Origin of the sequence: Pseudomonas frederiksbergensis (assembly GCF_003732665.1) — a bacterium.
GTDB lineage: Bacteria > Pseudomonadota > Gammaproteobacteria > Pseudomonadales > Pseudomonadaceae > Aquipseudomonas > Aquipseudomonas frederiksbergensis_G.
This window is the reverse complement of sequence record NZ_MOBP01000020.1, coordinates 68,901-93,191: the sequence shown is the minus strand read 5'-3', so window position 1 is coordinate 93,191 and position 24,291 is coordinate 68,901. Positions and strand designations below refer to the sequence as shown.

Below are 24,291 nucleotides of genomic sequence, written 5' to 3'. Positions count from 1 at the left end.
TCCCTTGAACACACTTCATGAACAACCACCCCACGCTTTGCGCCTTGCCGTAGCCGCCGAACAATTTCAGGATGCAGGCCACTACAACAAGGAGTCATCCCCATGTTCGCCGGATTCCTGAAAGACCAGCGCCACGTCAACGGCGTGGACATTGCCTACCGCATCGGCGGCACTGGCCCCGGCCTGCTGTTGCTCCACGGTCACCCGCAAACCCACGTCATCTGGCACAAGATCGCCGAGCAACTGGCCGCGCATTTCACCGTGGTCGCCGCCGACCTGCGGGGCTACGGCGACAGCGGCAAACCGCCGGCCAACGATCACCACACCAACTATTCGAAACGGGAAATGGCCAAGGACGGCGTCGAGCTGATGAAGTCCCTGGGCTTCGAGCAATTCTCGGTGCTGGCCCACGACCGTGGCGCAAGGGTTGCCCATCGTCTGGCACTGGATCACCCTGCCGTCGTGCAACGCATGGTGCTGCTGGACATCGCCCCGACCTTGTCGATGTACGCCCAAACCAACGAAGCCTTCGCCCGTGCCTATTGGCACTGGTTCTTCCTGATCCGCCCGGCGCCATTGCCGGAAACCCTGATCGAGGCCGATCCCGAATCCTACCTGCGCAGTGTGATGGGCAGCCGCAGCGCCGGGCTCAAGCCGTTCACCGCCGAAGCCTTCGGCGAATACCTGCGCTGCCTGAAACTGCCCGGCACCGCCCGGGGGATCTGCGAGGACTACCGCGCCAGCGCCAGCATCGACCTTGATCATGACCGCGCCGACCTCGACGCCGGCCGTCATTTGAACCTGCCCTTGCTGGTGTTGTGGGGCGCCGAAGGCACGGTTGGCCGCTGCTTCGAGCCGCTGAAGGAATGGCAACGGGTGGCCACCGACGTGCGGGGCAAAGCGCTGCCAGCCGGGCATTACATCGCCGAAGAAGCTCCCGAGCTGCTGCTCGCCGAAGTACTAGGTTTCCTGCGCTGACACCCGTTACAGCCTGACCTGAATCCACCTCCCGTCGCGGGCCGTCACTGGCCTGCGCGGGATCGTCATGCCCAAAAACCGTCTCGAGATAATAAAAATGACAATCAGAAAACTGCTGGGAACCCTCTATGTGCAGGTGCTTATCGCCATCGCCCTAGGCATTGTGATCGGGCATTACTGGCCCCAGGTCGGCATCGATCTCAAGCCGTTGGGCGACGGGTTCATCAAGCTGATCAAGATGATCATCGGCCCGATCATCTTCTGCACAGTGGTCTCCGGGATCACCAGCATGCACGACGTGAAACAGGTGGGCCGGGTCGGTGGCAAGGCGTTGCTGTATTTCGAAGTGGTGTCCAGCATCGCGCTGTTGATCGGCTTGCTCGCGGCCCATGCGCTGCATCCGGGCGCGGGTTTCAATATTGATGTGAAGACCCTCGACACCTCGGCCATTGCCGGTTTCGTCGGCCAGGCCCAGCACGGCGAAGGGGTGACCGGGTTTCTGTTGCATGTGATTCCGACGACGTTCTTCGAGGCGTTCTCCCAAGGGGAAATCCTGCCGGTGCTTTTTGTGTCGGTGCTGTTCGGAATCGCGCTGGTGATGGTCGGGGAAAAGGGCCGGCCATTGGTGGGCATCATCAACCAGGCCAGCGAGGTGTTTTTCCGCATTGTCGGCATCATCAGTCGCGTGGCGCCCATCGGTGCGTCCGGCGCGATTGCGTTCACCATCGGCAAGTACGGCCTCGGCTCGTTGCTGCCACTGCTGAAGCTGATCGGCACCTTCTACCTGACCGCGTTTATTTTCGTCGCCTGCGTGCTGGGCAGCATCGCCCGTTATGCCGGGTTCAGCATTTTCAAACTGCTGGCGTATATCAAGGCTGAGCTGCTGATCGTGCTCGGCACCAGTTCTTCGGAATCGGCGCTGCCACAACTGATCCAGAAACTGGAAAGCCTCGGCGCATCGAAAGGCGTGGTGGGGATCGTGGTCCCGACCGGTTACACCTTTAACCTCGACGGCACCAACATCTATATGACCCTGGCGGTGCTGTTTCTGGCCCAGGCGACCAATATCGATCTGACGCTGGAGCAGCAACTGACCTTGCTCGCCGTGGCGATGCTCACGTCCAAAGGCGCGGGCGCAGTGGTCGGTGCCGGTTTCGTTGCATTGGCGGCGAGCCTGGCAGTGGTGCCGACCGTGCCGGTGGCGGCGATGGTGTTGATCCTCGGCGTTGACCGTTTCATGGCCGAATGCCGGTCGCTGACCAACATCATCGGCAACGCCGTCGCAGCGTTGGTGATAGCTGCGTGGGAAGGTGAACTGGACCGCAGAAAAATGGCGCCGATTGCCCTCAAACATGGCCGACATGCCCGGGCCGCAGCCAAGCTGAGCGCCGAATAAATTCTGAAAGCGGCGATGCTATGCTGGCGGCTCATGCCGCCAGTGCTCGTTCTGCCATGACCCTCAAGAAAGACACCGTGCCCCTACCCGAAGACCTGCGAGTCCTGCTCACCGTCATCCGCAAAAACGGTTTCGCCGCGGCCGCCGATGAGCTGGGGCTGTCCCCTGCTTATGTCAGCAAACGCATCCAGATTCTCGAAACCACCCTCGGCACGCGCCTGCTGCATCGCACCAGTCGGCGTATTGCGCTGACCGAGGACGGCGAGCGTGTGCAGCGCTGGGCGTTACGCATTCTCGATGACTTCCAGCAACTGCACGACGAACTCTCCGACGCTCACGACAGCCCTCGCGGGCGTCTGCATTTGTGCAGCAGTTTCGGTTTCGGCCGCAATCACGTGGCCCCGGCGGTATCGCTGCTGGCCGAGCGTTATCCGGAACTGGAGATTCGCCTGGACCTGTTCGACCGGGTGGTGGACATCGTTAGCGAAGGTTTCGACCTGGAGATCCGCGTCGGCGATGACATCCCCGGCCAGCACATCGGCCGGCGCCTGGTGAGCAACCGGCGCGTGCTGTGCGCCGCCCCCGCGTATCTGCAACGCCACGGCACGCCGCAGACCCTGGCGGAACTGGAACAGCACCATTGCCTGGTGATCAAGGAGCGCGACAACGCCTTCGGCATCTGGAACCTGGAGCGCGACGGGGTTCAGGAAAGCGTGCGGGTCAGCGGGCCGTTGTCGTCCAATAATGGCGAGATTGTCCTGCAGTGGGCCCTGGATGGGCGCGGGGTGTTGCTGCGGTCATTGTGGGATGTGAAGCCGTTGCTGGAGCAAGGGCGGCTGGTGCAGGTGCTGGGGGATTACACCCAGAGTGCGAATGTGTGGGCGGTGTATCCGACGCGGTTGGCGTATTCCGGGAAGTTGCGCGCGTGTGTGGAGTTTTTGCAGGAGCATTTCAAGGGGTTGTCGGTTTAGCCCGAACAACACAGCACAACCTGTGGGAGCGGGCTTGCTCGCGAAGGCGTCGTGTCAGTCAAAATTGATCTCGACTGACACGACGCCTTCGCGAGCAAGCCCGCTCCCACAGGGGATGGTGTGTTCAGGAGAGCCAGGGATTGGCAGTTAGATGTTCGCGTTCGAAGGCTTTGATCTGTTCGGCGCGTTGCAAGGTGCTGCCGATGGCATCAAGCCCCAGCAACAATGCGGTTTTACGCAAGGTATCGATCTCGAACGGGATGACCTGGCCATCCTGTAGACGAATCTGCTGCGCCTCCAGATCAACGCTGATTTCCGCGCTTTCAGGCTGGCTGACAACCTGCCCCAGCCGCTGCGATACCGCCTCGTCCAAGGTAATCAGCAACACCCCATTACGCTGACAGTTGTCATAAAAAATCCCGGCGAAGCTTGAGCCGATCAATGCGCGAATCCCCATCTGCTTCAAACCCCACACCGCATGCTCGCGACTCGATCCGCAGCCGAAGTTCGGCCCGACCACCATAAAACTCGCGCCTTGCCACGCCGGTTGGTTGAGCACGAATTCAGGATTGAGCGAACCGTCCGGCAAGAACCGCAAATCGAAAAACAACCCGCGATCCAGCCCGGCGCGGTCGATGCCCTTGAGGAATTGCTTGGGCATGATCACGTCGGTGTCGATGTTGGCCGCGAGCATCGGCGCGGCTTTGCCGCTGACGTGGGTGAAGGGTTGCTGGCTCATGCGCGGTCTCCAAAGTGGCGGATGTCGGTCAGGCGACCGGTGATCGCGGCGGCGGCGACCATCGCCGGGCTCATCAGGTGGGTACGTGCACCGGCGCCCTGTCGGCCTTCGAAATTACGGTTGGTGCTGGAGGCGCAGCGGTCGCCGGGGGCCAGTACGTCGTCGTTCATCGCCAGGCACATCGAGCAGCCGGACTGGCGCCATTCGAACCCGGCGTCGATAAAGATCGCCGCCAGGCCTTCGGCTTCGGCCTGATCACGGACTTCGGTGGAGCCGGGCACGATCATCGCCCGCACATGCCCGGCCACGTGTTTGCCGCGCACCACGCTGGCGGCATCGCGCAGGTCTTCGATGCGCGCGTTGGTGCAGGAACCGATAAAGGCATGGCTGATGACGATTTCGCTCAGGGGCATGCCCGCTTCCAGGCCCATGTAGTTCAGGGCGCGGCGCATGTCCTGGCGCAGGATCAGGTCGCTGACGTCTTGCGGGTCCGGGACCCTGGCGCCAATCGGCGAAGCCTGATCAGGACTGGTGCCCCAGGTGACCATCGGCTCCAACGCACTGGCATCGACTGAAACCTCCCGGTCGAACTGCGCGTGCGGGTCGCTGTGCAGGCTGCGCCACTTCTCCACGGCGCGCTCCCACAACTCACCCTTCGGTGCCCGAGGTTTGTTCTTGAGGTAGGCGAAGACTTTTTCGTCCGGGGCCATGAATGCGCCTCGGGCGCCCGCCTCCACCGCCATGTTGCAGATGGTCATGCGCGCTTCGACGCTCAAGGCATCGATAGTCGAGCCGCGAAATTCGATGGCGTAGCCGGTGGCGCCCGACGCGCCGATCTGGCTGATCAGGGCCATGATCACGTCCTTGGAGGTCAGGCCGGCGCCCAATTCGCCTTCGACGGTCACGCGCATACTTTTCAGGCGTTTGTAGACCAGGGTCTGGGACGCCAGCAGGTGTTCGATCTCCGAGGTGCCGATGCCGAAACCGAAGGCCCCGAGGGCGCCGTAGGTGGTGGTGTGGCTGTCGCCGGCGGCGATGACCATGCCCGGCAGGATGAAGCCCTGCTCCGGGGCGATCACGTGTTCGATGCCCTGGCGTTTGTCGAGGATGTCCAGCAACTCGATGCCGAAATCCCGGCAGTTCTCCGCCAGATACGATACCTGCCGCGCCCCGCCAGCATCCGGCATGGCAGCGATGCGCAGCGGCGCGGTGGGGTTGACGTGATCGACCACGGCCAGCGCGGTTTCCGGGCGCCAGACCTCGCGTTTGGCCTCGCGCAAACCGCTGAAGGCTTGCGGGCTGGTGTATTCGTTGATGACCTGGCGATCGATGTACAACAGGACATGGCCCTGGTCATCGAGGCGACACACCGTGTGGGCATCGATGTGTTTTTCGTAGAGGGTTCTGGCTGGGGTCATGGAGGTGCTCGCTCGGGGGACGTCTGGGTTCCATCTTAAGGAGCGGGGGGTGGGCATCAATGGCCGCAGAGTGATGGCTTGGAACATGGATCGTGTTGGATCGAGGACAAAGTCAAAAGATCGCAGCCTTCGGCAGCTCCTACAGGGACCGTGTTCGCCACAAGGGTGGGGATGGACATCAATCCTGTAGGAGCTGCCGAAGGCTGCGATCTTTTCCATGGTCATCCACATTCCCCAACTGCAATACGAAACATTTACTTTCATATCAGCCTTCGGGATTTTCATTGCTCATCCGTCTTATCTAGATGCAGTCAGGCCGCGTAGGCAAAAGCCACGGCCGGGCTTTTCAGGGATCACCGCGCTGCGAAGCCCGCAGCAGAGGTCCTTCCATCGAAACAAGACCTTTAATCATGTCGAAGAAATCCCGTTCCAAACTCTGGTTTCTGGTGCATAGCTGGCTGGCACTGCCGATCTGGTTTTTTGTATTGATCGTCTGCGTGACTGGCACCCTCGCCGTCGTCAGCCAGGAAATCGTCTGGTTGGCCAACCCACAAATGCGCGCCAGCCAGCCCTCGGACGATGCGCCGTTGCTCAGCTACGACCAAGTCCTGGCGGCGATCAAGAAAGCCGAACCCCAGACCCTGGTCCAGACCATCAACCGCCCCGACGAATCGCACTTCGCCCTCGACGTGGACGTCAGCTACCCCGACGGGCGTTCAGTGACGGTCTACGTCAACCCGTACACCGGGGTGATCCAGGGTGTGGCGCCGGAATTCAACTTCAAGGCCTTCACCCGCGCCCTGCATGGCTGGTGGCTGGTGCCGTTTACCAATGGTTTCAGTTGGGGCTGGTATCTGGTGTCGTTCCTTGGCCTGCCGCTGCTGGTTTCGCTGATTACCGGGCTGGTGGTCTACAAGAAATTCTGGAAGGGCTTCCTCAAGCCGACGCTGCGCCTGCGCCACGGCGCGCGGATTTTCTGGGGCGACTTTCACCGCCTCAGCGGAATCTGGTCGATCTGGTTTATCGCGGTCATTTCCATCACCGGCACCTGGTTCCTGATTGAAGCCCTGCTGTCGGACAACCAGATTTCCATCTCCAGCGCGCCGATCATTCCGGCCATGGCCCGGGAAGCGGTGCCGTTGTCGCCCGACGGCACGCCGCCGCCACGGATCGACCTGGACCAGGCGATTGAAATCGCCCGGCAAAAAATTCCAGGGCTGGAAGCGAGTTTTGTCAGCCTGCCGGGCAATGGCTACAGCCACCTGGATATCGGCGGCCGTGGTTGGTATCCGCTGATGTACCAGACCGCGACCCTCAACCCGTACAACGGTGAAATCGCCGCCTCGCGCCTGCTCTCGGACCGCAATGCCCTGGAGTTCGTCACCGAGTCCATGCGTCCTCTGCACACCGGGGATTTCGGCGGTTTGTGGATCAAGCTGATCTGGTTCTTCTTCGGCCTGGTGCTGAGCATGATGGTGCTGAGCGGGCTGCTGATCTGGACCAAGCGCACCGCCCTCGCCACCGCCAACGCCCTCAAGCGCAGCCACAAGAAAGACCGCAGCACCACGGCGCAATTGAATCGCGAAACCTCGGAGGCCAGCCTGTGAGCAAAATCACCGCCGCCCCACCACCGTCGCGCCTGAGCGTGCTGTGGCACACATGGCGTTTCCACTTGAACATTTTGTTGCTGCTGATCCCGTTGGGCTTCATGCCCAAGTACTTCAGTGAAGCCGCGCTGTTTCGCGGTGACATTGGCCTGGGCGAGCATGAAATCGGCGAGATCAAGGTCGGGCCCTGGAGCCTGCGCCTGGCCGAGTTACGCGATGAAGCGCCGCGCCCGGATGGCCCGGCCGGTTACCTCAAGGGCTTCAATGCCGCGCTGTGCAGCACCTGTGTCGAACAGGTCAAGGCCACTTACCTGCGCATCGGCAAACCCCGCAGCCTGCGCGCCGCCGGGGTGATTTTCTTCGGCACGCCCTACCGCATGGGCGCGTCATTGCCGGTGCCGGTCAAAACCACGGCCGACGCCGAGCTGTGGATAACCATGGAAGGTTGGGACGGTTCCATGCACCAGGCCTCGATTCCCCTGAGCCAGGCGTCCCCGGCCACCCTCGCCTGGCTGAACAAACAAGGAGGCAAACCATGATCAACGCCATTCGCCCGCTGCGCGCCGTTCTGCTGGTGCTGTGCGCCGGTTTCAGCGCCAGCGCCCTGGCCCACAACCCGATGTGCGAGTGCAAGGCTATCGATGCCGAGCAAATCAAATGCACCGGCGGCTTTTCCGATGGCAGCGGCGCGCCGGGGGTGACCCTGGACGTGATCGGCTATGACGAAACCATCCTGCTGCCGGGCAAGCTCGGCGCCGATTCGACCGTGGTCTTCAAAAAACCTGCCGCCGAGTTTTATGTGCTGTTCGACGCCGGTCCAGGCCACGTGGTCGAAATCGACCAAGCCGACATCGAGGCGCCCTGAACATGAGTACGCCCACCACCCAAATCGTGCGCCCGGCCGGCGCCGGCCATGAAACCCTCTATGTGCTGTTGTTGTGCCTGATGATCCTTGCAGTCGCTGGTTCGGTGGTCGCCTGGCGCCATGAATCCCAGGCAGTGAGCAGCGTTAACAGTCATCAACTGGATGCCCGTCGCGACCTCAGCGCCGCCGAACAAGGCATCTACGCCGACCTGCGGGTGACCCTGGACGAGATCCACTTGTTGCGCCAGGAGCAAACCACCCTGCCCACGCCTGAAGCATTGGCCGATGAGGGTTTTGCCCCGTTTGCCCAGGACGCCAGTTCCGTCAGTCGCGGCGGCCATGCCTGGCAGTTGCTCGACGCCAAGGCGTATTTCGGCCAGAGCCAGGTGCCGAGCGTTGCCGGTTCTTTCCTGATGCGCCTGACCGCCGCCGACGATGCGCCGGACGTCTGGCTCAATCGCGGCAAAGCCCTCACGACGCCGACCGACCTGACTGATGCCGCGCTGGAAAGCGCTGGCTGGCAGCAGATCGTCGCGCAATTCGATGCCGGCGTGACCCGCCAGCACCGGCACTGAACCCTCGCCTTCACCCGAGAGAAGACCGCTTGCCCATGCCTATTTCATCGCTACGTTCGTTCTCGCGCCTGATCGTGGTCGGCCTGTTGGCCTGCCTGCTGGCGCCGCTGGCCAGTGCCGATCAGGCCAAGCGCCTGCGCATCGGCATCACCCTGCACCCTTATTACAGCTACGTGGCCAATATCGTCGGCGACAAGGCCGAAGTGGTGCCGCTGATTCCGGCCGGTTTCAATCCCCACGCCTACGAACCCCGGGCCGAAGACATCAAGCGCATCAGCGGGCTCGATGTGATCGTGCTCAATGGCGTCGGCCATGACGACTTCGCCGACCGCATGATCGCCGCCAGCGAAACCCCGAACATCCCGGTGATCGAAGCCAACGAAAACGTGCCACTGCTGGCCGCCACCGGCACCGCCGCTCGGGGCGCCGGCAAGGTGGTCAACCCGCACACCTTCCTGTCGATCAGCGCCTCGATTGCCCAGGTCAACAACATCGCCCGGGAACTGGGCAAGCTCGACCCGGACAACGCCAAGACCTACACCCAGAACGCCCGCGCCTACGGCAAACGCCTGCGGCAGATGCGCGCCGACGCCCTGGCCAAACTGACCCAGGCACCCAACGCCGAACTGCGGGTGGCCACGGTCCACGCGGCTTATGACTACCTGCTGCGGGAATTCGGCCTGGAAGTCACCGCCGTGGTCGAGCCGGCCCACGGCATCGAACCGAGCCCGAGCCAGTTGAAGAAAACCATCGATCAACTGCGGGAACTGGACGTGAAGGTGATCTTCTCGGAGATGGATTTCCCGTCCACCTACGTCGAGACCATCCAGCGTGAATCCGGGGTGAAGCTGTATCCGCTGTCGCACATCTCCTACGGCGAATACACCGCCGACAAATACGAAAAAGAAATGACCGGCAACCTCAACACCGTGGTGCGGGCGATACAGGAGTCCGGCGCATGACCGCGAAAGAAACCCTCAGCACACCGCAATCCCCTGTGGGAGCGGGCTTGCTCGCGAAGGCGTCCGGCCAGTCGACATCATCACTAAATGACACACCGCATTCGCGAGCAAGCCCGCTCCCACAGGGTTTGGGGCCGACGCTGGAGTTTGCGGAAGTCAGTTTGACCCTGGGGCGCACGACGATCCTCGATAAGGTCACCTTTACCGTTCAACCCGGCAGCGTCCACGCGCTGGTCGGCCCCAACGGCGGCGGCAAGAGCTCGCTGATCAAGACCTTGCTCGGGCAGATGCCCCATCAGGGTCGCCTGAGCCTGCAATGGCCCGGCGAGCCCGGCACCATTGGCTACGTGCCCCAGGCGCTGGAATTCGACCGTGGCTTGCCGATGACCGTCGACGATTTCATGGCCGCCATGTGCCAGCGACGCCCGGCGTTTCTCGGCCTGAGCAAACATTACGCGGCGGCGATTGGCGAGGCGCTGGAGCGGGTCGGCATGCAGGACAAACGCAAACGGCGCATGGGCGCACTGTCCGGTGGTGAGCGCCAGCGGGTATTGCTGGCCCAGGGGCTGATCCCGGCGCCGCAGCTGCTGGTGCTCGACGAACCGATGTCGGCCCTCGATGAAGCCGGGATTCAAGTGTTCGAACGCCTGCTCGGTGACTGGCGCCAGAGCGGCATCACGGTGCTGTGGATCGAGCACGATCTGGAAGCGGTCGGGCGCCTGGCGGACCGGGTCACCGGGCTCAATCGCCGGGTGCTGTTCGACGCCACGCCGAAACAGGCGCTGACCCCGGAACGTTTGTTGACCCTGTTCTCGACCCATCCACGGAGCGCTGCCTGATGAGTTATGAAGCCTTTCGCTTGATGGTCCAGGGCTGGGCCTCTTCCGGTTATCTGCCGGAGGCACTGGCCTATGGATTTGTGGTCAACGCCCTGCTCGCCGGGCTATTGATCGGCCCGGTGCTCGGCGGCTTGGGTACGCTGGTGGTGGTCAAGCGCTTCGCGTTTTTCTCCGAAGCGGTGGGTCACGCGGCGCTGACCGGCGTGGCCATCGGCATCCTGCTCGGCGAACCCTATACCGGGCCCTATGGCAGCCTGTTCGGTTACTGCCTGTTGTTCGGCATCCTGCTCAATTACTTGCGCAACCGCACCGGCCTGGCGCCGGACACACTGATTGGCGTGTTCCTTTCCGTGTCCCTGGCGTTGGGCGCAAGCCTGTTGTTGATTCTGGCGGGCAAGATCAACGTGCACATTCTGGAAAACGTGCTGTTCGGTTCGGTGCTGACGGTCAACGGCAATGATTTGCTGGTACTGGCGATTGTCGGTTCGCTGGTGATGGCCCTGGCCCTGCCGCTGTACAACCGCATCATGCTCGCCAGTTTCAACCCGCAACTGGCGGCGGTGCGCGGGGTGGCGGTGAAGACCCTGGATTATCTGTTCGTGATTCTGGTGACCCTGATCACCGTCGCCGCCGTGAAAGTCATCGGCGCGATTCTGGTGGGTGCATTGCTGGTGATTCCGGCGGCAGCGGCGCGGCTACTCAGCCAGTCGCTGAAGGGGTTCTTCTGGTGCTCGGTGGCGATTGCCACGGTCAGCACGTTGTGCGGGATTCTGGCGCCGATTGTCTTCGACCTGCCGATCCCGTCCGGTGCCGCGATCATTCTGGTAGCCGGTATCGCCTTCGCCCTCTCCGCCATTGCACGCGGTGTCGTTCCAAGTCTGAAAGGGAATCTCGGATAAATGACTTTTTCTCTGCGTCAATTGACCCTGGCCATGGCCCTGTGCGGGACAGCCTCCTTCAATGCGTTGGCTGGCGACACCTTCGAACCGATTCGCCTGGTGGCCAATCACGGCGTCGGCAATACGGTCCTTTTCGCTTCGTCGTCTGCGCACAAAATCCTGGTCCTGGCCTCGCTGCCAGTGACCTATGGCCTGGGCACCGTGCTGCTGGAAGGCACCGATGTCGCCATTGAGCGTGCAGCGCCGGCCAACCTGCCCGGTACACGCCAGACCGCTTACTTCACCGGGCGTGGCGCGGCGGAACTGAGCAAACTGGCATCCGACGCTGATGCGGTGATTGGCCTGCGCTCGTTGTGGCCGGACGATCCGCTGTACCCGAATGCGCGTCGCAGCAATATCCGCATCATTGAAATCGACGCCGCCCGCCCGGTAGACGGCGCCCTGCCCGGCATCGCCGTGCAGCCGGGCAACAAGGTCGATGGCTTGAACAGCCAGCCGTGGTTTTCCAGCAACAACATGGGGCGCATGGCGGACGTGATGGCGGCCGACCTGGTGCGCCTGGCGCCTGAGTCCAAGCCGAAGATCGAAGCCAACCTCGCCGCGCTCAAGCAGCGCCTGCTCAAACTCAGCGCCGACAGCGAAGCGCGCCTGGCCAGTGCCGACAATCTCACGGTGATGAGCCTGAGCGATCACTTCGGTTATCTGATCGGCGGCCTCAACCTCGAGCTGATCGGCCTCGATGCCCGGCCGGATGCCGAGTGGACGCCGGAAGCCTTGAAACAACTGGGCGCAACGCTGAAAGACAATGGCGTGGCGGTGGTGTTGCATCATCGCCAGCCATCGGAGGCGCTGAAAGCGGTAATCAGCGAAGCCGGGAGTCGGTTGGTGGTGTTGAGTACCGACGGGGTGGATCCGGTGGCGGAGTTGGAGGGGAATGTGGATTTGGTGATCAAGGGGTTGAGTGGGGCTTGAGACCGCGTCATCGTTCTTCGCGAGCAGGCCCGCTCCCACATTGGATCTACGGCACGACGAAATTCCAATGTGGGAGCGGGCTTGCTCGCGAAGACGGCCTCACGGACGACTCAAATTCCAGCCCCAAAAAAAACCGCTGACCGTTACCGGTTCAGCGGTTTTTTATGCGCGGTGGCTTTAGGGAGCCACTGCCGCCTGCTCGTCCATCTTCTGGCGCAAGCTCAGCGGTCGCATGTCGGTCCAGGTTTCTTCGATGTAGGCCAGGCATTCTTTCTTCAGGCCGCTCTTGCCCACGGTGCGCCAGCCTTGTGGCACGGCTTTGTAGTCGGGCCAGATCGAGTATTGCTCTTCGTGGTTGACCACGACCTGAAAGAGGATGTCCTCGCGGTCGAATACTGACGTCATGCTGTGTCTCCATCGCTGTAGGGGTGGGCTGCACGGCGTGTGCAGCCGGTATGTAGAAGGAACGTTCGGGGTGCCGGAAAATTTAGAGGCTGGTGGTGGCCGCCGCCAACGCCCGGCCGAAAATCTCCGCGACCCGGTCAATTTCCGCAGCGGTAATCACCAGCGGCGGCAGGAATCGCACCACCGCACCATGGCGGCCGCCCAGCTCAAGGATCAAGCCACGCTTGAGGCATTCGCGCTGCACCAGCGGCGCCAGGCGCCCGAACGCTGGCGGATGGCCTTGCACGTCCGGGTTGCCGCTCGGGTCGACCAGTTCGACGCCGAGCATCAAGCCACGACCGCGAATATCCCCCATTTGCGGGAAATCCCGTTGCAGGATGCGCAGGTGTTCGCTCAAGCGCTCGCCCATGGCAGCGGCGTGGGCGCAGACATCGTTGTCCTTCAGGTAACGCATCACCGCCGAACCGGCGGCCATGGCCATCTGATTGCCACGGAAGGTCCCGGCATGGGCGCCCGGCAGCCAGGTGTCGAGCCAGTCGCGATAGACCACCACCGCCAACGGCAGGCTACCGCCGATGGCCTTGGACAACACCACCACATCCGGAATGATCCCGGCGTGTTCGAAGGCAAACATCTTGCCGGTGCGGGCGAAACCGCTCTGGATTTCATCGACGATCAGCGCTACGCCGGCCTGCTCGGTAATACGGCGCAAGCCGCGCAACCAATCGAGATCCGCCGGAATCACCCCGCCCTCGCCCTGCACCACTTCGACGATCACCGCCGCCGGCAATTGCACGCCGGCCTCGGGATCGTTGAGCAGGTTTTCCAGGTAGTTGAGGTTGACCTGCACGCCCTGGGCGCCACCAAGGCCGAACGGGCAGCGGTAGTCGTAAGGGTACGGCATGAACTGCACGCCGCTGCTGAGCAAGGCGCCCAAGGGTTTTTTCGGCCCCAGGCTGCCCATCAGGCTCAGCGCGCCCTGGCTCATGCCGTGGTAACCGCCCTGGAACGACAACACGGTGCTGCGCCCGGTGGCGGTGCGCACCAGTTTCAACGCCGCTTCCACGGCGTCGGTGCCGGTGGGGCCGCAGAACTGGATCTTCGCTTCGGCGGCCAGGGCCGGTGGCAGCAAGCCGAACAGGTCCTGGACGAATTGATCCTTGACCGGCGTGGTCAGGTCGAGGGTGTGCAGCGGCAGTTCATCGGTCAGCACTTGCTGGATCGCTTCGATCACCACCGCATGGTTGTGACCCAGTGCCAGGGTGCCGGCGCCGGCCAGGCAATCGATGAAACGGCGGCCCTCGACGTCTTCCACATAAATACCCTTGGCGCGCTTGAGCGCCAGGGGAATCCGTCGCGGGTAGCTGCGGGCATTGGATTCCTGCTGGCTCTGACGGGCCAGCAACGGCGATTCGTTGAACTGGTAAAGCGTCTCGGCAGGCGACGGGGCGACCCGGGCCGGCTGATCTTCGATAAGGCTGGTAGCGACTGACATCTCTCGACCCCTCAATACGCTGTGGATAGTGACCAAAACTGCACACCGGGCAGGTGCGCGTTCCGGTCAGGGTGCGCACTTGCAGGTTTTCCTGTTCTGGAAACGCATCAGGGGCTTAAGGATTTAGACCCGCGTTCAGCTTTCTATGAAGGTGGCGTCAGTGCCTTGTGCATGGGAATGGCGTACAGCCCCGCCACGCTGAAGGTTTGCGCGCACTCGCGATAACCCAGGCGCCGATAAAAGGCTTCGCTGGTGCGGGTGCTGTTGAGGTGCGCCTGGCGCGAACCCTGTCCGAGCAACCAGGTTTCCAGGTCAAGAATCAAGGCGTGCCCGGCGCCGCGACGAAACCACTCCGGTAGCACATAGCAGAAGGCAATCCGGCCACTGCTCGTGGCCATGGCGACGCCGATAGGTTTGTCTTGAAGCAGGGCGATGCTCAGGTAAAACCTTGGGTCGATGAGCCAGGCGTGAATGTGTGCAGCGGTTTTGTTGTGAGTCCAGGCGGCGACGATTTTCGCGTCGTTGCGGTGATCGAGCGCGCAACCGACGCGGATCGAACGTTCGACGATGCGGCTGATAATGCCGGCGTCGGCCCGGGTTGCCTGGCCGATGTGCAGGGGTGCATCCATGGCGCTGTTCCCTCAATCCATTGAGTCAAAGCTGCCGGGGAAGATAGCGCCGGGGGCGGCAGGATGGCTAATGGAGAGAAGTTACATTTGATGTGCAACCGAGATCCCCTTGTGGGAGCGGGCTTGCTCGCGAATGCGGTGTGTCAGTCGCCGCATGTATTGGCTGACACACCGCATTCGCGAGCAAGCCCGCTCCCACAGGGTTATCGGGTGTTGGTCAGACCGTTTGCAGCGGCATGGTCAATTCGACCCGCAACCCATCCGGCCGGCTGTCGAAATGCAACGTGCAGGCACAGCGCTGAACAATCGCCTGGACAATCGCCAGCCCCAATCCGCAACCGGTGCTCTGGCCATTGCGCCAGAAGCGCTGGGTCAGGTGTTGCAAATCGTCTTCGGCAATACCCGGCCCATGGTCGCGGACCACAAAACGAACACGGTTGCCGGTGGTTTCCAGGCTCAGTTCCACGGCGCCGTCGCTCGGGGTATGGCGCAAGGCGTTGTCCAGCAGGTTGCGTAGCGCGGCAATCGACAGCACTGCGGGCATTTGCACCGGGGCGGCCGAACATTTGATCGGCGGTTGAAACTTGATGCGCTGGCGATCACCGCTGGCGGCATCCTGGATGGCCAGTTTCGCCACCTGCTCGGCGCTGCACTGCACGCCGTCATCGAACGACAGGCTGCCCTCGACCCGCGCCAGCAGGAGCAATTGTTCAAGGGTGCGGTGCAGACGGTCGGCGCCCTCTTCGGCCCGGGCCAGGGATTGATCCCGGGCCGCGCCGTCGGTCATGCGCGCCACTTGCAGGTGGGTCTTGATCGCGGTCAGCGGGCTGCGCAGTTCGTGGGCGGCATCGCCGGTCAGGCGTCGTTCGCGCTCGATGGTGCGGCCGATGCGCTGGAACAGTTGATTCTGCGTATCGAGCAACGGTTGCAACTCGCTGGGCAACGGCTGAATCTGCAACGGTTCGAGGGAGTCGGCGCTGCGGCGCATCAAGGCATCGCGCATGCGATTAAGCGGCGCCAGCCCCTGGCCGATGCCCAGCCAGAGCAGGCACAGACACCCGAGCAGCGCCACACCCACCGGCACCGAAGCGGCCAGCAGGATCGACATATTCAAGGCCTCGCGCTCGGTCTGCCGATCCGCCGTGGTAATGCGCAGATCACCGCGAGCCAACGTGAAACTGCGCCACGGCGCGCCGTCGATCATCTGGTCGTGGAAGCCCATTTTCTCGGCTTCGAGGGTTTGCTGCGGGTCGGTGTGACTGCGCGCCAGGATTTCGCCGCGCAATGAACTGACCTGACAGGCCATGCCACCGGGGACATTCAATTGTTCGGCGCTGAAATGCGTGCCTTCACCCTTGGTCGGCAGCGCCGGTAATTGTTCCATCAGCCCGGCGACCATTCGTGCCGATGCGACCAGGCGCTGGTCGAGGGAAAACATCATCTGGTTACGCAGGTCGCTGAGCATCCAGGCTGCCGCCAGCGCCCAAATCAGCGCAAACGCGGCGCCGAGGGTCAGGCTCAGGCGCAAACGCAGGCTCATCACTTCGATTGATCTCCGCCATCCGCAGGCCCGAGGCGATAACCCAGGCCGCGCACCGTTTCGACGATGCCATTGCCGAGTTTACGCCGCAGGTGATGGATATGAACGTTGAGCGCGTTGCTTTCCAGCTCATCGTTGAAGCCGTAGACGCTGTCCTTCAACTGTTCGGTGGACAGCACCCGGCCACGGTTGTGCAGCAGGGCTTGCAACAGCGATTGCTCGCGGCGCGACAGGTCCACCGGTTGGCCGGCGAGCAGGGTTTCGCGGCTGCTTGGGTCATACGTCAGGGCGCCATGCTCGATCAGGTTGACGCTGCGCCCGGCCACCCGTCGCAACAACGTGTGCAGGCGCGCGGCGAGTTCGCGCAGGTCGAAAGGTTTAAGCAGGTAATCGTCAGCACCGGCCTGCAGGCCATCGACGCGATCGGTGACCGAATCCCGTGCGGTGAGGATCAGCACCGGAATCTCCAGACCGTTATGGCGCAATTGCTGAAGCAGCTTGAGGCCGTCTTCATCCGGCAAGCCGAGGTCGAGCACCATGACGTCGAACTCGGCGACCTTGAGCATTGCCCGCGCCGAAGACGCCGTAGCGACATGCTCCACGGTCAGGCCCTGGGCGGTGAGGCCGGCGACGATACCGCTGGCGATCAGCTCGTCGTCTTCGCAAACCAGTACGTGCATGGGAGCTCCCTGAGCCAAAAAGGCGAGTCAAACAGAACAGGATTAAGCCGCAATTATGGCAGGGCGACAACCGACCGGGTGGCGGGATTTCAATCCTGGTGAATCTGCACAGAAGCTGCAGCAAACAACCCTCATCATTCAATATAAAAACATCGCAGCCCCTAACTTTCAAAAGAAACAAACATCAACACTTCGCAACTATACACCTCCAGGCCACCTCATTAACCTGCGCAAACGTCACCCAACAACTGAACATACAAAGAAGGAACTTCACATGCCCGAACTCAAAAATTTTGTCGCCGTCGATTGGCGCTCCGGCCCTGACCAGATCTATTTCTTTTTCAAAGATACCAATACTTACTCACGTTTCGACATTGGTGAAAATCGTGTGCCATTGGATTACCCCCGACCTGTTACTTCCAACTGGGGTGAGTTTAATAACGCGCGAAACATGCGTTTCGGATTCACCACCACCGGCTTCGATACGGACAGAATAGACGGTGATATCTTATGGCTGTTTGATTACTACACTTACGACGGCAGCACGATTCCGGGCGTTCGCAAATACGATCAAGATAGCGATACCTTAATCAGCTATGAGCCACTGGAGAAAACTCGCTGGAAGATACTGGCGCCGTACTTCAATAATATTGTCGCGGGCACGTGGTGGGAACAAGAAGGTAGGGCTCATCTGTTTCGCTTCCTGCTCAATGACGGTCGGGCACTTCGCTTCGATTATGACTACAACCGGCTGATCGTAGAAACCATTAATGAAAAAACCTGGCCAGGACTGGCTCGTTATAAAGACCGAATCATTACCGCGGCGCAGAACGATCGAGCGGCCAGAGATAATTACCTCTACATCTTTTTAACTAACCATGAATACCTGCGCTACAACATGGATGATAACGAACTGGATTCCGGGCCGATCAAGGTTGACGATGTGTCCTGGCCAGGACTATTGCGAGACTGACAACGCCGCGCAGTCCCCCACTTCAAATTGAAAGGATTCAAAGCATGCCTGAGCTTACAAACGTAGTCGCCGTCGATTGGCGCGCCGGAGCAGATCGTTGTTATTTCTTTTTCAAGGACAGCAACCAATACACCCGATTTGATATTTGTGACAACAAGGTTCCAGACGGCTACCCGGCCACGATCACCGACAACAATTGGCACGGCTTCTACCCTTATTTCAAGCATCTGCGGTTCGGTTTCACCACCACCGGCATCAGACCCGCTCGTTCGGGAATCTCGGGTGTTGATTCGGATATTTTATGGTTCTTCTATGAAGACGCCGGCGTACCGATGGTGTGCCGTTACGATCAAGACAGCGACAAAATGCACAGTCTTGACCGCTTGGCAGATTCACCCTGGCGTTTGTTAAGGCCTTATTTCAATCGCATTGTCGCCGGCACCTGGTGGCAAAATAACCGCGACGTTCAATTGTTCCGCTTTCTGCTGAATGACGGACATTCTCTTTACCTCGACTTGCCCACGCAAAAACTCACCCGCGAAGCCATTAACGAAACCAGTTGGCCGGGACTTGGGCGTTATAAGCATCGGATCATTACAGCGGTACAAAATGATCGATCCTTCACTGATAGCTGCTACTACATTTTCCTGACCGATAACGAATACATTCGCTACAACATTCCAAAAAACGAAATGGAGGCAGGTCCGATCAAAGTGGACGAGGTGAGTTGGCCCGGATTATTGCGAGACTGAAAAAAAGCGCTATTCGCGGGATGCGATACATATGTAACGCCTCCTGCCCTTCACCGCTCAATACCCTAGACGAGCTTAATCAACTCTTACGAAGGTATTGACCATGCAAGCGCATACAGATGACTTGACCACCTTTTTCAACCTGATCAACAGCTTGTCCGCCCTGATCGCCGAACTGAACGTGCACCAGGAAAATGCCCGGAAAAAAGGCCTGGAACTCTACAATCTGGGCAGCTTCAGGGCGTCGGAGCCCTACCTGACCATCGCTGCCTCCGCCGGTGACCGGCCAGCGCAATATGCCCTGGCTGAAGTGCTCAGGCGCCGGCAAGGCAGCATCACCGAAGAGGCCAAAAAGTGGTATCGACTGGCCGCCGCCCAAGAGGATGTCTACGCCTTGTTGCGACTGGGTGACAGCGAATCGCTGGACAAGGTCCGAGAACTCCTGCCGCCACGTATCGAGCAGGGCGATGGCGAAGCGATGCTGCAAATGTACGAACTGACCAAGGAGATCACGTGGCTGAAAAAATCGGCGAACACGCGATTCCCCGAAGCCTTGTACATCCTGGCGCTGCAGTACGACCGGGATAGAAGTCTGGTCCCGGAGGGCCAAAACCCAACGGATGTTATCGATCTGCTGCTGGAACGGGCGGCCCATGTCAACTTCCCCCTGGCGATGAACTGGTACACCAACCGTCAGAAAGTGACCACGTTCCCATCCCTAAGGCGCGAATGGCTGGAAAAAACCGCGGCGCTGAATGATCTCTACGGCGTGCTCAAATATGGGTTCGCCCTTGGCCACGGTGAATCGGGCGGTGATCCCGAGTATGGCTACAAAAAAAATTATCCCCTCAGCTACGCCCTCGTCTGGCTGGTGGTGAATTCGGCTCCGGAATACCAACTGCATAACAGCGCAGCCCTGTTCCTCGACGACCTCGGCAAGGCCATGAGCCCGCAAGAAATCGCTCTGGCCCTGAAGGTTGCCCAGACCTGGAAGGACTCGCACCCGCCCCTGTCGGAACATCGGCTGACCTATCACGGGGTCTGACCCTCGCGACGGCGCACTCGCCTTTGCGGGGTGTTGTCGGTCGGGTCCCTCAGACCGGCAACACCCCATTAATCACCGGTTAATCGGCGACCAGCATCTTGCCCTGACTTGTACCGGCACTGGATGGCTCATGCGGCGTTTTTTCTTACTCTTTATTCTCTTGCTCTCGGGTATCGCCCACGCAGGCTCGAATCCGTTCGACACCAAACCTGAATTTCTCCCTGTGGCGAAAGCGTTCATCTTTACCTCCGAACGTCTGGAAAGCGGTGAAACCCAGCTGTTCTGGCAGATTGCCGACGGCTATTACCTGTATCAGAAGCGTCTGAAATTCGATGGCCTGGCCCCGCAAAACATGCCTGTTTTGCCTGAGGGCGAGTCCCACAGTGATGAGTTCTTCGGTGAACAACCGGTCTATCGCCAAGGCCTGGAGCTGAAAATCCCGGCCGAGGCCACTGGCCAGATCAAGGTCGGTTTCCAGGGCTGTGCCGATGCGGGCCTGTGTTATCCGCCGCAAACCCAAGTGGTCGACCTGGGGGGCGCTGCGCCAACCACAGCGACCAATGAGGCACCGGATCAAGCCTTGGCCAGCAACCTGCAACAGCGGGCGCTGGGCTGGAGCCTGTTGGTGTTCTTCGGCCTTGGGCTGTTGCTGGCATTTACTCCTTGCACCCTGCCGATGCTGCCGATCCTCGCCGGTCTGATCGTCGGCAGCGGCGCCACGCCAAAGCGCGGTTTCGCCTTGGCCAGCAGTTATGTGATTTGCATGGCGCTGGTGTATGCGGCGATGGGGGTTTTGGCGTCGTTGCTGGGAGCGAACCTCCAGGCGTTGCTGCAAAATCCGTGGTTGCTCGGCAGTTTTGCGGCGGTGTTCGTGCTGCTGGCGTTGCCGATGTTCGGCTTCTTCGAATTGCAATTGCCAGTGGCGCTACGTGATCGACTGGAAAACGTCTCGCGCAATCAACGCGGCGGCAGCCTGATCGGTGCTGGCGTGCTCGGAGCCTTGTCCGGTCTGTTGGTCGGCCCGTGCATGACCGCGCCCCTGGCCGGCGCCCTGCTCTACATCGCCCAGAGCGGCAACGCGCTGCACGGTGGGCTGATTCTGTTTGCCATGGGCATCGGCATGGGCATCCCGCTGCTGTTGCTGGTGACCGTCGGCAACCGGTTCCTGCCCAAGCCCGGTGCCTGGATGAACCTGCTCAAAGGCGTGTTCGGTTTCCTGTTCCTCGCCACCGCGCTGCTGATGTTGCGGCCGGTGCTGGATCAATCGTTGTGGGTCGGCCTGTGCGGTGCGCTGTTGCTGATCGCGGCCTACAGCGCCTGGAAGCAATCGGAAGGTTTCGGTCGAGTGGCCCAGGTGTTTGGCGCCAGTTCACTGCTGCTCGGCGTGTGGGGCAGTCTGCTGATGGTCGGTGCGGCGGGTGGCAGTGATGACTTGTTCAAGCCGTTGCAGGTCTACAGCGCGGCTCGCCCATCCGGTGCAACCGTCGGCCACGACGCTTTCACGACGATTAAAGATCCCGCCGCCCTGCAACGGGAACTCGACGCCGCCCAGGCTCAAGGCCAGTGGGTGCTGCTGGATTACTACGCCGACTGGTGCGTGGCGTGCAAGGTCATGGAAAAACAGGTTTTCGCCAAGCCGCAGGTATTGGATGCATTAAAAGACGTGCGCTTGCTACGGCTGGACGTCACCGCCGACAATGCCGCCAGCCGCGAGCTACTCGGCCGCTATAAAGTGCCGGGACCGCCAAGCCTGTTGTGGATCGATGCCGATGGCAGCGAGCGCCGCAGCCAGCGCATCACCGGCGAGGTGGATGCCGAGACTTTCCTGCAACGCTGGAACACTACCCGAGAAGCCCGTTAATGCTGACCTTTACCCTCGGCACCTTTGCCATCGCGCTTAACCACCTGCTGCTGATCAGTGCCCTGGCGCTGGCTACATTCGTTGGCTGGCGGGTGGCCAAGCGTGGCGGCGAGAACCCCGAGTCGGTGCTGTTCAGCCTGTTCCTGCTGGGCCTGCTGGCGGCGCGGGTCAGTTTCGTGATCGCCTATTGGGCGCAGTATCGCAACGATCCGTGGCAGATCATCGACCTGCGCGATGGCGGTTTTCTCGCCTGGCCCGGCGTGATCGTGCTGGTGCTCGCGGCGTTGTATCGCGGCTGGCGTCGACCGGGGTTGCGTCGGCCACTGGGTTTTGGGGTGGGCACTGGCCTGTTGTTTTGGCTGCTGGCGACCTTCTCCCTGAGTATCTACGAACAAGGCACGCGCCTGCCGGACATCACCTTGCGCAACGCCGCCGGAGAAACCGTGCAACTGGCCGACTATCAGGGCGGCCCGCTGGTGATCAACCTCTGGGCCACCTGGTGCCCGCCATGTCGCCGGGAGATGCCGGTGCTGGAAAACGCCCAGCAACAGCGCCCGGACCTGACCTTCCTGTTCGTCAACCAGGCTGAGAGCATGCAAAGCGTCAGTACCTTCCTGGAAACCCAGGGCCTGAGCCTGTCCAACGTGTTGTTCGACGGCAGTGGCCGCTTGGGTCAAGCGGTCGGGTCCATGGCATTGCCGACTACGCTGTTCTATAGCAACGACGGTCGCCTGCTGGGCAGCCATCTGGGCGAATTGTCCGAAGCCAGCCTGGCCCGCGCCCTGGAAAACTTCGACGCCCCCACTCCCGCCACAAGGAAATTGCCATGCCCCGCCTCCGCCACCTGCTGACGCTGACCCTGGGCGCAGCCCTGCTGCACCTGCCGTCGGCGCAGGCTGTTGAAGAACTGCCCGAGGCGATCAAGAAGATCGAAGCCAAGGGCGCAAAAATCGTCGGCCAGTTCGATGCGCCAGACGGTTTGCGCGGCTATGCGGCGCAATACCAGAACCGTGGCATGGCGCTGTACCTGACCCCGGATGGCAAGCACGTCTTGCTCGGCAACCTGTACGACGCCGACGGCAATGACCTGAGCAGCGCACCGTTGCAGAAACTGGTGTACGCGCCGATGTCCAAGGAAGTCTGGGGCAAGATGGAAGCGAGCAACTGGATCGGCGACGGCAACAAGGACGCCCCGCGTGTCGTCTACCTGTTCAGCGACCCGAACTGCCCTTACTGCAACATGTTCTGGGAACAGGCGCGGCCGTGGGTCAAGTCCGGCAAGGTGCAGTTGCGCCACATCATGGTCGGCATCATCCGCGAAGACAGCCCCGGCAAATCCGCCGCGCTGCTGGCGGCCAAAGACCCGAGCAAAGCCCTGGAAGACCACGAGAAGTCCGGCAAGCAAAGTTCGCTCAAAGCCATGAAGGACGTCCCCCCGGCGATCCAGGCGAAACTGGCGGCGAACATGCAGTTGATGGAAGACCTGGAGCTGCAGGCAACCCCGGCGATTTTCTACATGGACGACAAGGGCGAGTTGCAGCAACAGCAAGGCGCGCCGTCGCCGGACAAGTTGTTGAAGATTCTTGGGCCGAAGTAGTTTTGATCGTTCCCACGCTCTGCGTGGGAATGCATCCTGTGACGCTCTGCGTCACGCCTGCGAAGGGACGCGGAGCGTCCCGGGCGGCATTCCCACGCAGAGCGTGGGAACGATCTTGAACAGTCGGCTAATTCCTTTCAGCCAAAAACTTCAACAACGCCTCAGTGACAAACCCCGCACTCTCCAGATTGGAGATATGCCCCGCCTCCGGCACCAGCACACACGAACAACCAATCAACTCAGCCATTTCCCGAGCCTCGCTCGGCGGACGCGGTTTGTCCTGATCGCCACACATCACCAAGGTGGTGTCAGGATTCAACTCACCCAGACGCGGCAACAGATCATCCCGTCCAAAGGTAATCCGCCCCATCGGCACGATGCTCTCGCGCAGACGCTCCGCTGGCAGCGCTGCCAATGCTGCGCGGAAATCCTGATACAGCGCCGACTGCGGATCGATGCCCGGCCGGAAGAAGATCGGCACCACGATGTCCAGCAACTGCGGGGCGATCACGCCGCTGTCTTCAATCTGTTTGAACAGCGAGAAATAGTATTGGCGAGTCGGTTCCGGCTCGACGCCGACGTAGGTGTCCATCAGCACCAGGCCGTTGAGCCGTTGCGGTGCCGACAGCGCCAGGCGCACGCCCCACATGCCGCCGACCGACAACCCGACCAGGGTGACGCGGTCGATGTCCAGATGATCGAGCAATGCCAGGGCCTGGCGCGCGATGTCATCCAGGGACGTGGTGCCTTCGGGGAGTTTTGCGGATTGACCGTGGCCCCAGAGGTCCAGGGCAATCACCCGGTAATGCTGGGACAACGCGGCAATCTGCGGTGCCCACATGGCCTGGTCCCACAGGTAACTGCCCGCCAGCAGCACGGCGGGGCCGGTGCCTTGGTCGGTGTAGTGCAGGGGTTGTCCGTCTATTGTTGCGAAGGGCATTAGCTGTCTCCTCACCAAAATGGAGGAGGAAGACTGGGCTGGTGTGGCCTGGCAGTCAACCTTGCTGTGGCTGTTACGGCCCTTTCGCGAGCAAGCCCGCTCCCACAGGGGAACGCGTTCCAATGTGGGAGCGGGCTTGCTCGCGAAGAGGCC

General features: G+C 61.3%; 25 protein-coding genes. 17 read left to right on the top strand and 8 right to left on the bottom strand.

What is annotated here, in order from left to right; genetic code table 11:
- The first annotated feature begins 102 nt into the window (after positions 1 to 102).
- From BK665_RS26620 to BK665_RS26610, 3 genes are all read left to right on the top strand, one after another.
- Positions 103 to 978, top strand: coding sequence for an alpha/beta fold hydrolase (locus tag BK665_RS26620; RefSeq protein WP_123409517.1), 876 nt, complete (start codon positions 103 to 105; stop codon positions 976 to 978).
- Between the two features lie 97 nt (positions 979 to 1,075).
- Positions 1,076 to 2,374 (top strand): C4-dicarboxylate transporter DctA, encoded by a 1,299-nt coding sequence (gene dctA / locus BK665_RS26615; protein WP_123409516.1) that lies wholly within the window; start codon positions 1,076 to 1,078, stop codon positions 2,372 to 2,374.
- Positions 2,375 to 2,394: 20 nt separating this feature from the next.
- Positions 2,395 to 3,345: a LysR substrate-binding domain-containing protein gene (locus BK665_RS26610; protein ID WP_123409515.1), complete on the top strand. Its 951-nt coding sequence runs from the start codon at positions 2,395 to 2,397 to the stop codon at positions 3,343 to 3,345.
- Between the two features lie 124 nt (positions 3,346 to 3,469).
- On the opposite strand, the gene leuD is transcribed toward BK665_RS26610, so the two are convergent.
- Together leuD and leuC are read right to left on the bottom strand one after the other, a co-directional pair.
- The gene (gene leuD / locus BK665_RS26605) at positions 3,470 to 4,084 is read right to left on the bottom strand and encodes a 3-isopropylmalate dehydratase small subunit (protein ID WP_123409514.1); all 615 of its coding nucleotides are present in this window, start codon (positions 4,082 to 4,084) and stop codon (positions 3,470 to 3,472) included.
- A complete protein-coding gene (gene leuC / locus BK665_RS26600) occupies positions 4,081 to 5,502 on the bottom strand; it encodes a 3-isopropylmalate dehydratase large subunit (RefSeq protein WP_123409513.1) in 1,422 nt (473 codons plus the stop codon). The genes leuD and leuC overlap by 4 nt, the downstream gene beginning before the upstream one ends.
- Before the next feature lie 410 nt (positions 5,503 to 5,912).
- On the opposite strand from leuC, the gene BK665_RS26595 reads away from it, so the two are divergent.
- The 8 genes from BK665_RS26595 to BK665_RS26560 are packed head-to-tail and all read left to right on the top strand — an operon-like array spanning position 5,913 to position 12,221.
- Positions 5,913 to 7,109, top strand: a complete 1,197-nt coding sequence (locus BK665_RS26595) for a PepSY-associated TM helix domain-containing protein (protein ID WP_123409512.1) — start codon at positions 5,913 to 5,915, stop codon at positions 7,107 to 7,109.
- Positions 7,106 to 7,648, top strand: a complete 543-nt coding sequence (locus BK665_RS26590) for a PA2404 family protein (RefSeq protein WP_123409511.1) — start codon at positions 7,106 to 7,108, stop codon at positions 7,646 to 7,648. The genes BK665_RS26595 and BK665_RS26590 overlap by 4 nt, the downstream gene beginning before the upstream one ends.
- Positions 7,645 to 7,974: a hypothetical protein gene (locus BK665_RS26585; RefSeq protein ID WP_123409510.1), complete on the top strand. Its 330-nt coding sequence runs from the start codon at positions 7,645 to 7,647 to the stop codon at positions 7,972 to 7,974. The genes BK665_RS26590 and BK665_RS26585 overlap by 4 nt, the downstream gene beginning before the upstream one ends.
- 2 nt (positions 7,975 to 7,976) lie before the next feature.
- Positions 7,977 to 8,549, top strand: coding sequence for a DUF6162 family protein (locus tag BK665_RS26580; protein WP_123409509.1), 573 nt, complete (start codon positions 7,977 to 7,979; stop codon positions 8,547 to 8,549).
- A gap of 35 nt (positions 8,550 to 8,584) precedes the next feature.
- A complete protein-coding gene (locus BK665_RS26575; protein ID WP_123409508.1) occupies positions 8,585 to 9,511 on the top strand; it encodes a metal ABC transporter substrate-binding protein in 927 nt (308 codons plus the stop codon).
- Complete coding sequence (locus tag BK665_RS26570) at positions 9,508 to 10,350, top strand: metal ABC transporter ATP-binding protein (RefSeq protein WP_123409507.1); 843 nt, start codon at positions 9,508 to 9,510, stop codon at positions 10,348 to 10,350. Before BK665_RS26575 ends, BK665_RS26570 begins: the two co-directional genes overlap by 4 nt.
- Positions 10,350 to 11,249 (top strand): metal ABC transporter permease, encoded by a 900-nt coding sequence (locus BK665_RS26565; protein WP_054052155.1) that lies wholly within the window; start codon positions 10,350 to 10,352, stop codon positions 11,247 to 11,249. Before BK665_RS26570 ends, BK665_RS26565 begins: the two co-directional genes overlap by 1 nt.
- Entirely contained in the window at positions 11,250 to 12,221 is a 972-nt protein-coding gene (locus tag BK665_RS26560) for a metal ABC transporter substrate-binding protein (protein ID WP_123409506.1), read from the top strand.
- 177 nt (positions 12,222 to 12,398) lie between these two features.
- Here the strand turns inward: BK665_RS26560 and BK665_RS26555 are convergent, their stop codons facing one another.
- The 5 genes from BK665_RS26555 to BK665_RS26535 all read right to left on the bottom strand — a co-directional run bounded on the left by BK665_RS26555 (position 12,399) and on the right by BK665_RS26535 (position 16,970).
- Positions 12,399 to 12,626 (bottom strand): MbtH family protein, encoded by a 228-nt coding sequence (locus BK665_RS26555; RefSeq protein WP_123409505.1) that lies wholly within the window; start codon positions 12,624 to 12,626, stop codon positions 12,399 to 12,401.
- Positions 12,627 to 12,708: 82 nt separating this feature from the next.
- A complete protein-coding gene (locus tag BK665_RS26550) occupies positions 12,709 to 14,121 on the bottom strand; it encodes an aspartate aminotransferase family protein (RefSeq protein WP_123409504.1) in 1,413 nt (470 codons plus the stop codon).
- A gap of 143 nt (positions 14,122 to 14,264) precedes the next feature.
- Entirely contained in the window at positions 14,265 to 14,750 is a 486-nt protein-coding gene (locus tag BK665_RS26545) for a GNAT family N-acetyltransferase (protein WP_123409503.1), read from the bottom strand.
- Positions 14,751 to 14,967: 217 nt separating this feature from the next.
- Positions 14,968 to 16,293, bottom strand: a complete 1,326-nt coding sequence (locus tag BK665_RS26540) for an ATP-binding protein (protein WP_123409502.1) — start codon at positions 16,291 to 16,293, stop codon at positions 14,968 to 14,970.
- Entirely contained in the window at positions 16,290 to 16,970 is a 681-nt protein-coding gene (locus tag BK665_RS26535) for a response regulator (protein ID WP_123409501.1), read from the bottom strand. The genes BK665_RS26540 and BK665_RS26535 overlap by 4 nt, the downstream gene beginning before the upstream one ends.
- 55 nt (positions 16,971 to 17,025) lie before the next feature.
- On the opposite strand from BK665_RS26535, the gene BK665_RS26530 reads away from it, so the two are divergent.
- The 6 genes from BK665_RS26530 (at position 17,026) to dsbG (ending at position 23,198) form a co-directional block, all read left to right on the top strand.
- Positions 17,026 to 17,943, top strand: coding sequence for a hypothetical protein (locus BK665_RS26530; protein ID WP_311198556.1), 918 nt, complete (start codon positions 17,026 to 17,028; stop codon positions 17,941 to 17,943).
- 44 nt (positions 17,944 to 17,987) lie between these two features.
- Positions 17,988 to 18,695 (top strand): hypothetical protein, encoded by a 708-nt coding sequence (locus tag BK665_RS26525; RefSeq protein ID WP_123409499.1) that lies wholly within the window; start codon positions 17,988 to 17,990, stop codon positions 18,693 to 18,695.
- A 103-nt stretch (positions 18,696 to 18,798) separates the two neighbouring features.
- Complete coding sequence (locus BK665_RS26520) at positions 18,799 to 19,740, top strand: SEL1-like repeat protein (RefSeq protein WP_123409498.1); 942 nt, start codon at positions 18,799 to 18,801, stop codon at positions 19,738 to 19,740.
- 130 nt (positions 19,741 to 19,870) lie between these two features.
- Complete coding sequence (gene dsbD, locus BK665_RS26515; RefSeq protein WP_123409497.1) at positions 19,871 to 21,601, top strand: protein-disulfide reductase DsbD; 1,731 nt, start codon at positions 19,871 to 19,873, stop codon at positions 21,599 to 21,601.
- A complete protein-coding gene (locus tag BK665_RS26510; protein WP_123409496.1) occupies positions 21,601 to 22,452 on the top strand; it encodes a TlpA disulfide reductase family protein in 852 nt (283 codons plus the stop codon). Before dsbD ends, BK665_RS26510 begins: the two co-directional genes overlap by 1 nt.
- Positions 22,428 to 23,198: a thiol:disulfide interchange protein DsbG gene (gene dsbG, locus BK665_RS26505; protein ID WP_123409495.1), complete on the top strand. Its 771-nt coding sequence runs from the start codon at positions 22,428 to 22,430 to the stop codon at positions 23,196 to 23,198. The genes BK665_RS26510 and dsbG overlap by 25 nt, the downstream gene beginning before the upstream one ends.
- A 127-nt stretch (positions 23,199 to 23,325) precedes the next feature.
- On the opposite strand, the gene BK665_RS26500 is transcribed toward dsbG, so the two are convergent.
- Complete coding sequence (locus BK665_RS26500) at positions 23,326 to 24,138, bottom strand: alpha/beta fold hydrolase (protein ID WP_123409494.1); 813 nt, start codon at positions 24,136 to 24,138, stop codon at positions 23,326 to 23,328.
- Positions 24,139 to 24,291 lie beyond the last annotated feature (153 nt).

Excerpts from the sequence above, each read along its gene's own strand:
- leuD (WP_123409514.1), bottom strand. The coding sequence starts at position 4,084 with ATGAGCCAGCAACCCTTCACCCACGTCAGCGGCAAAGCCGCGCCGATG.
- dsbD (WP_123409497.1), top strand. The coding sequence starts at position 19,871 with ATGCGGCGTTTTTTCTTACTCTTTATTCTCTTGCTCTCGGGTATCGCC.
- BK665_RS26500 (WP_123409494.1), bottom strand. The coding sequence starts at position 24,138 with ATGCCCTTCGCAACAATAGACGGACAACCCCTGCACTACACCGACCAA.
- BK665_RS26565 (WP_054052155.1), top strand. The coding sequence starts at position 10,350 with ATGAGTTATGAAGCCTTTCGCTTGATGGTCCAGGGCTGGGCCTCTTCC.
- BK665_RS26550 (WP_123409504.1), bottom strand. The coding sequence starts at position 14,121 with ATGTCAGTCGCTACCAGCCTTATCGAAGATCAGCCGGCCCGGGTCGCC.
- BK665_RS26530 (WP_311198556.1), top strand. The coding sequence starts at position 17,026 with ATGGCAGGGCGACAACCGACCGGGTGGCGGGATTTCAATCCTGGTGAA.
- BK665_RS26610 (WP_123409515.1), top strand. The coding sequence starts at position 2,395 with ATGCTGGCGGCTCATGCCGCCAGTGCTCGTTCTGCCATGACCCTCAAG.
- BK665_RS26580 (WP_123409509.1), top strand. The coding sequence starts at position 7,977 with ATGAGTACGCCCACCACCCAAATCGTGCGCCCGGCCGGCGCCGGCCAT.
- BK665_RS26555 (WP_123409505.1), bottom strand. The coding sequence starts at position 12,626 with ATGACGTCAGTATTCGACCGCGAGGACATCCTCTTTCAGGTCGTGGTC.
- dctA (WP_123409516.1), top strand. The coding sequence starts at position 1,076 with ATGACAATCAGAAAACTGCTGGGAACCCTCTATGTGCAGGTGCTTATC.
- BK665_RS26545 (WP_123409503.1), bottom strand. The coding sequence starts at position 14,750 with ATGGATGCACCCCTGCACATCGGCCAGGCAACCCGGGCCGACGCCGGC.
- BK665_RS26595 (WP_123409512.1), top strand. The coding sequence starts at position 5,913 with ATGTCGAAGAAATCCCGTTCCAAACTCTGGTTTCTGGTGCATAGCTGG.
- BK665_RS26560 (WP_123409506.1), top strand. The coding sequence starts at position 11,250 with ATGACTTTTTCTCTGCGTCAATTGACCCTGGCCATGGCCCTGTGCGGG.
- BK665_RS26535 (WP_123409501.1), bottom strand. The coding sequence starts at position 16,970 with ATGCACGTACTGGTTTGCGAAGACGACGAGCTGATCGCCAGCGGTATC.
- BK665_RS26585 (WP_123409510.1), top strand. The coding sequence starts at position 7,645 with ATGATCAACGCCATTCGCCCGCTGCGCGCCGTTCTGCTGGTGCTGTGC.
- leuC (WP_123409513.1), bottom strand. The coding sequence starts at position 5,502 with ATGACCCCAGCCAGAACCCTCTACGAAAAACACATCGATGCCCACACG.
- BK665_RS26510 (WP_123409496.1), top strand. The coding sequence starts at position 21,601 with ATGCTGACCTTTACCCTCGGCACCTTTGCCATCGCGCTTAACCACCTG.
- BK665_RS26575 (WP_123409508.1), top strand. The coding sequence starts at position 8,585 with ATGCCTATTTCATCGCTACGTTCGTTCTCGCGCCTGATCGTGGTCGGC.
- BK665_RS26620 (WP_123409517.1), top strand. The coding sequence starts at position 103 with ATGTTCGCCGGATTCCTGAAAGACCAGCGCCACGTCAACGGCGTGGAC.
- BK665_RS26525 (WP_123409499.1), top strand. The coding sequence starts at position 17,988 with ATGCCTGAGCTTACAAACGTAGTCGCCGTCGATTGGCGCGCCGGAGCA.
- BK665_RS26520 (WP_123409498.1), top strand. The coding sequence starts at position 18,799 with ATGCAAGCGCATACAGATGACTTGACCACCTTTTTCAACCTGATCAAC.
- dsbG (WP_123409495.1), top strand. The coding sequence starts at position 22,428 with ATGCCCCGCCTCCGCCACCTGCTGACGCTGACCCTGGGCGCAGCCCTG.
- BK665_RS26570 (WP_123409507.1), top strand. The coding sequence starts at position 9,508 with ATGACCGCGAAAGAAACCCTCAGCACACCGCAATCCCCTGTGGGAGCG.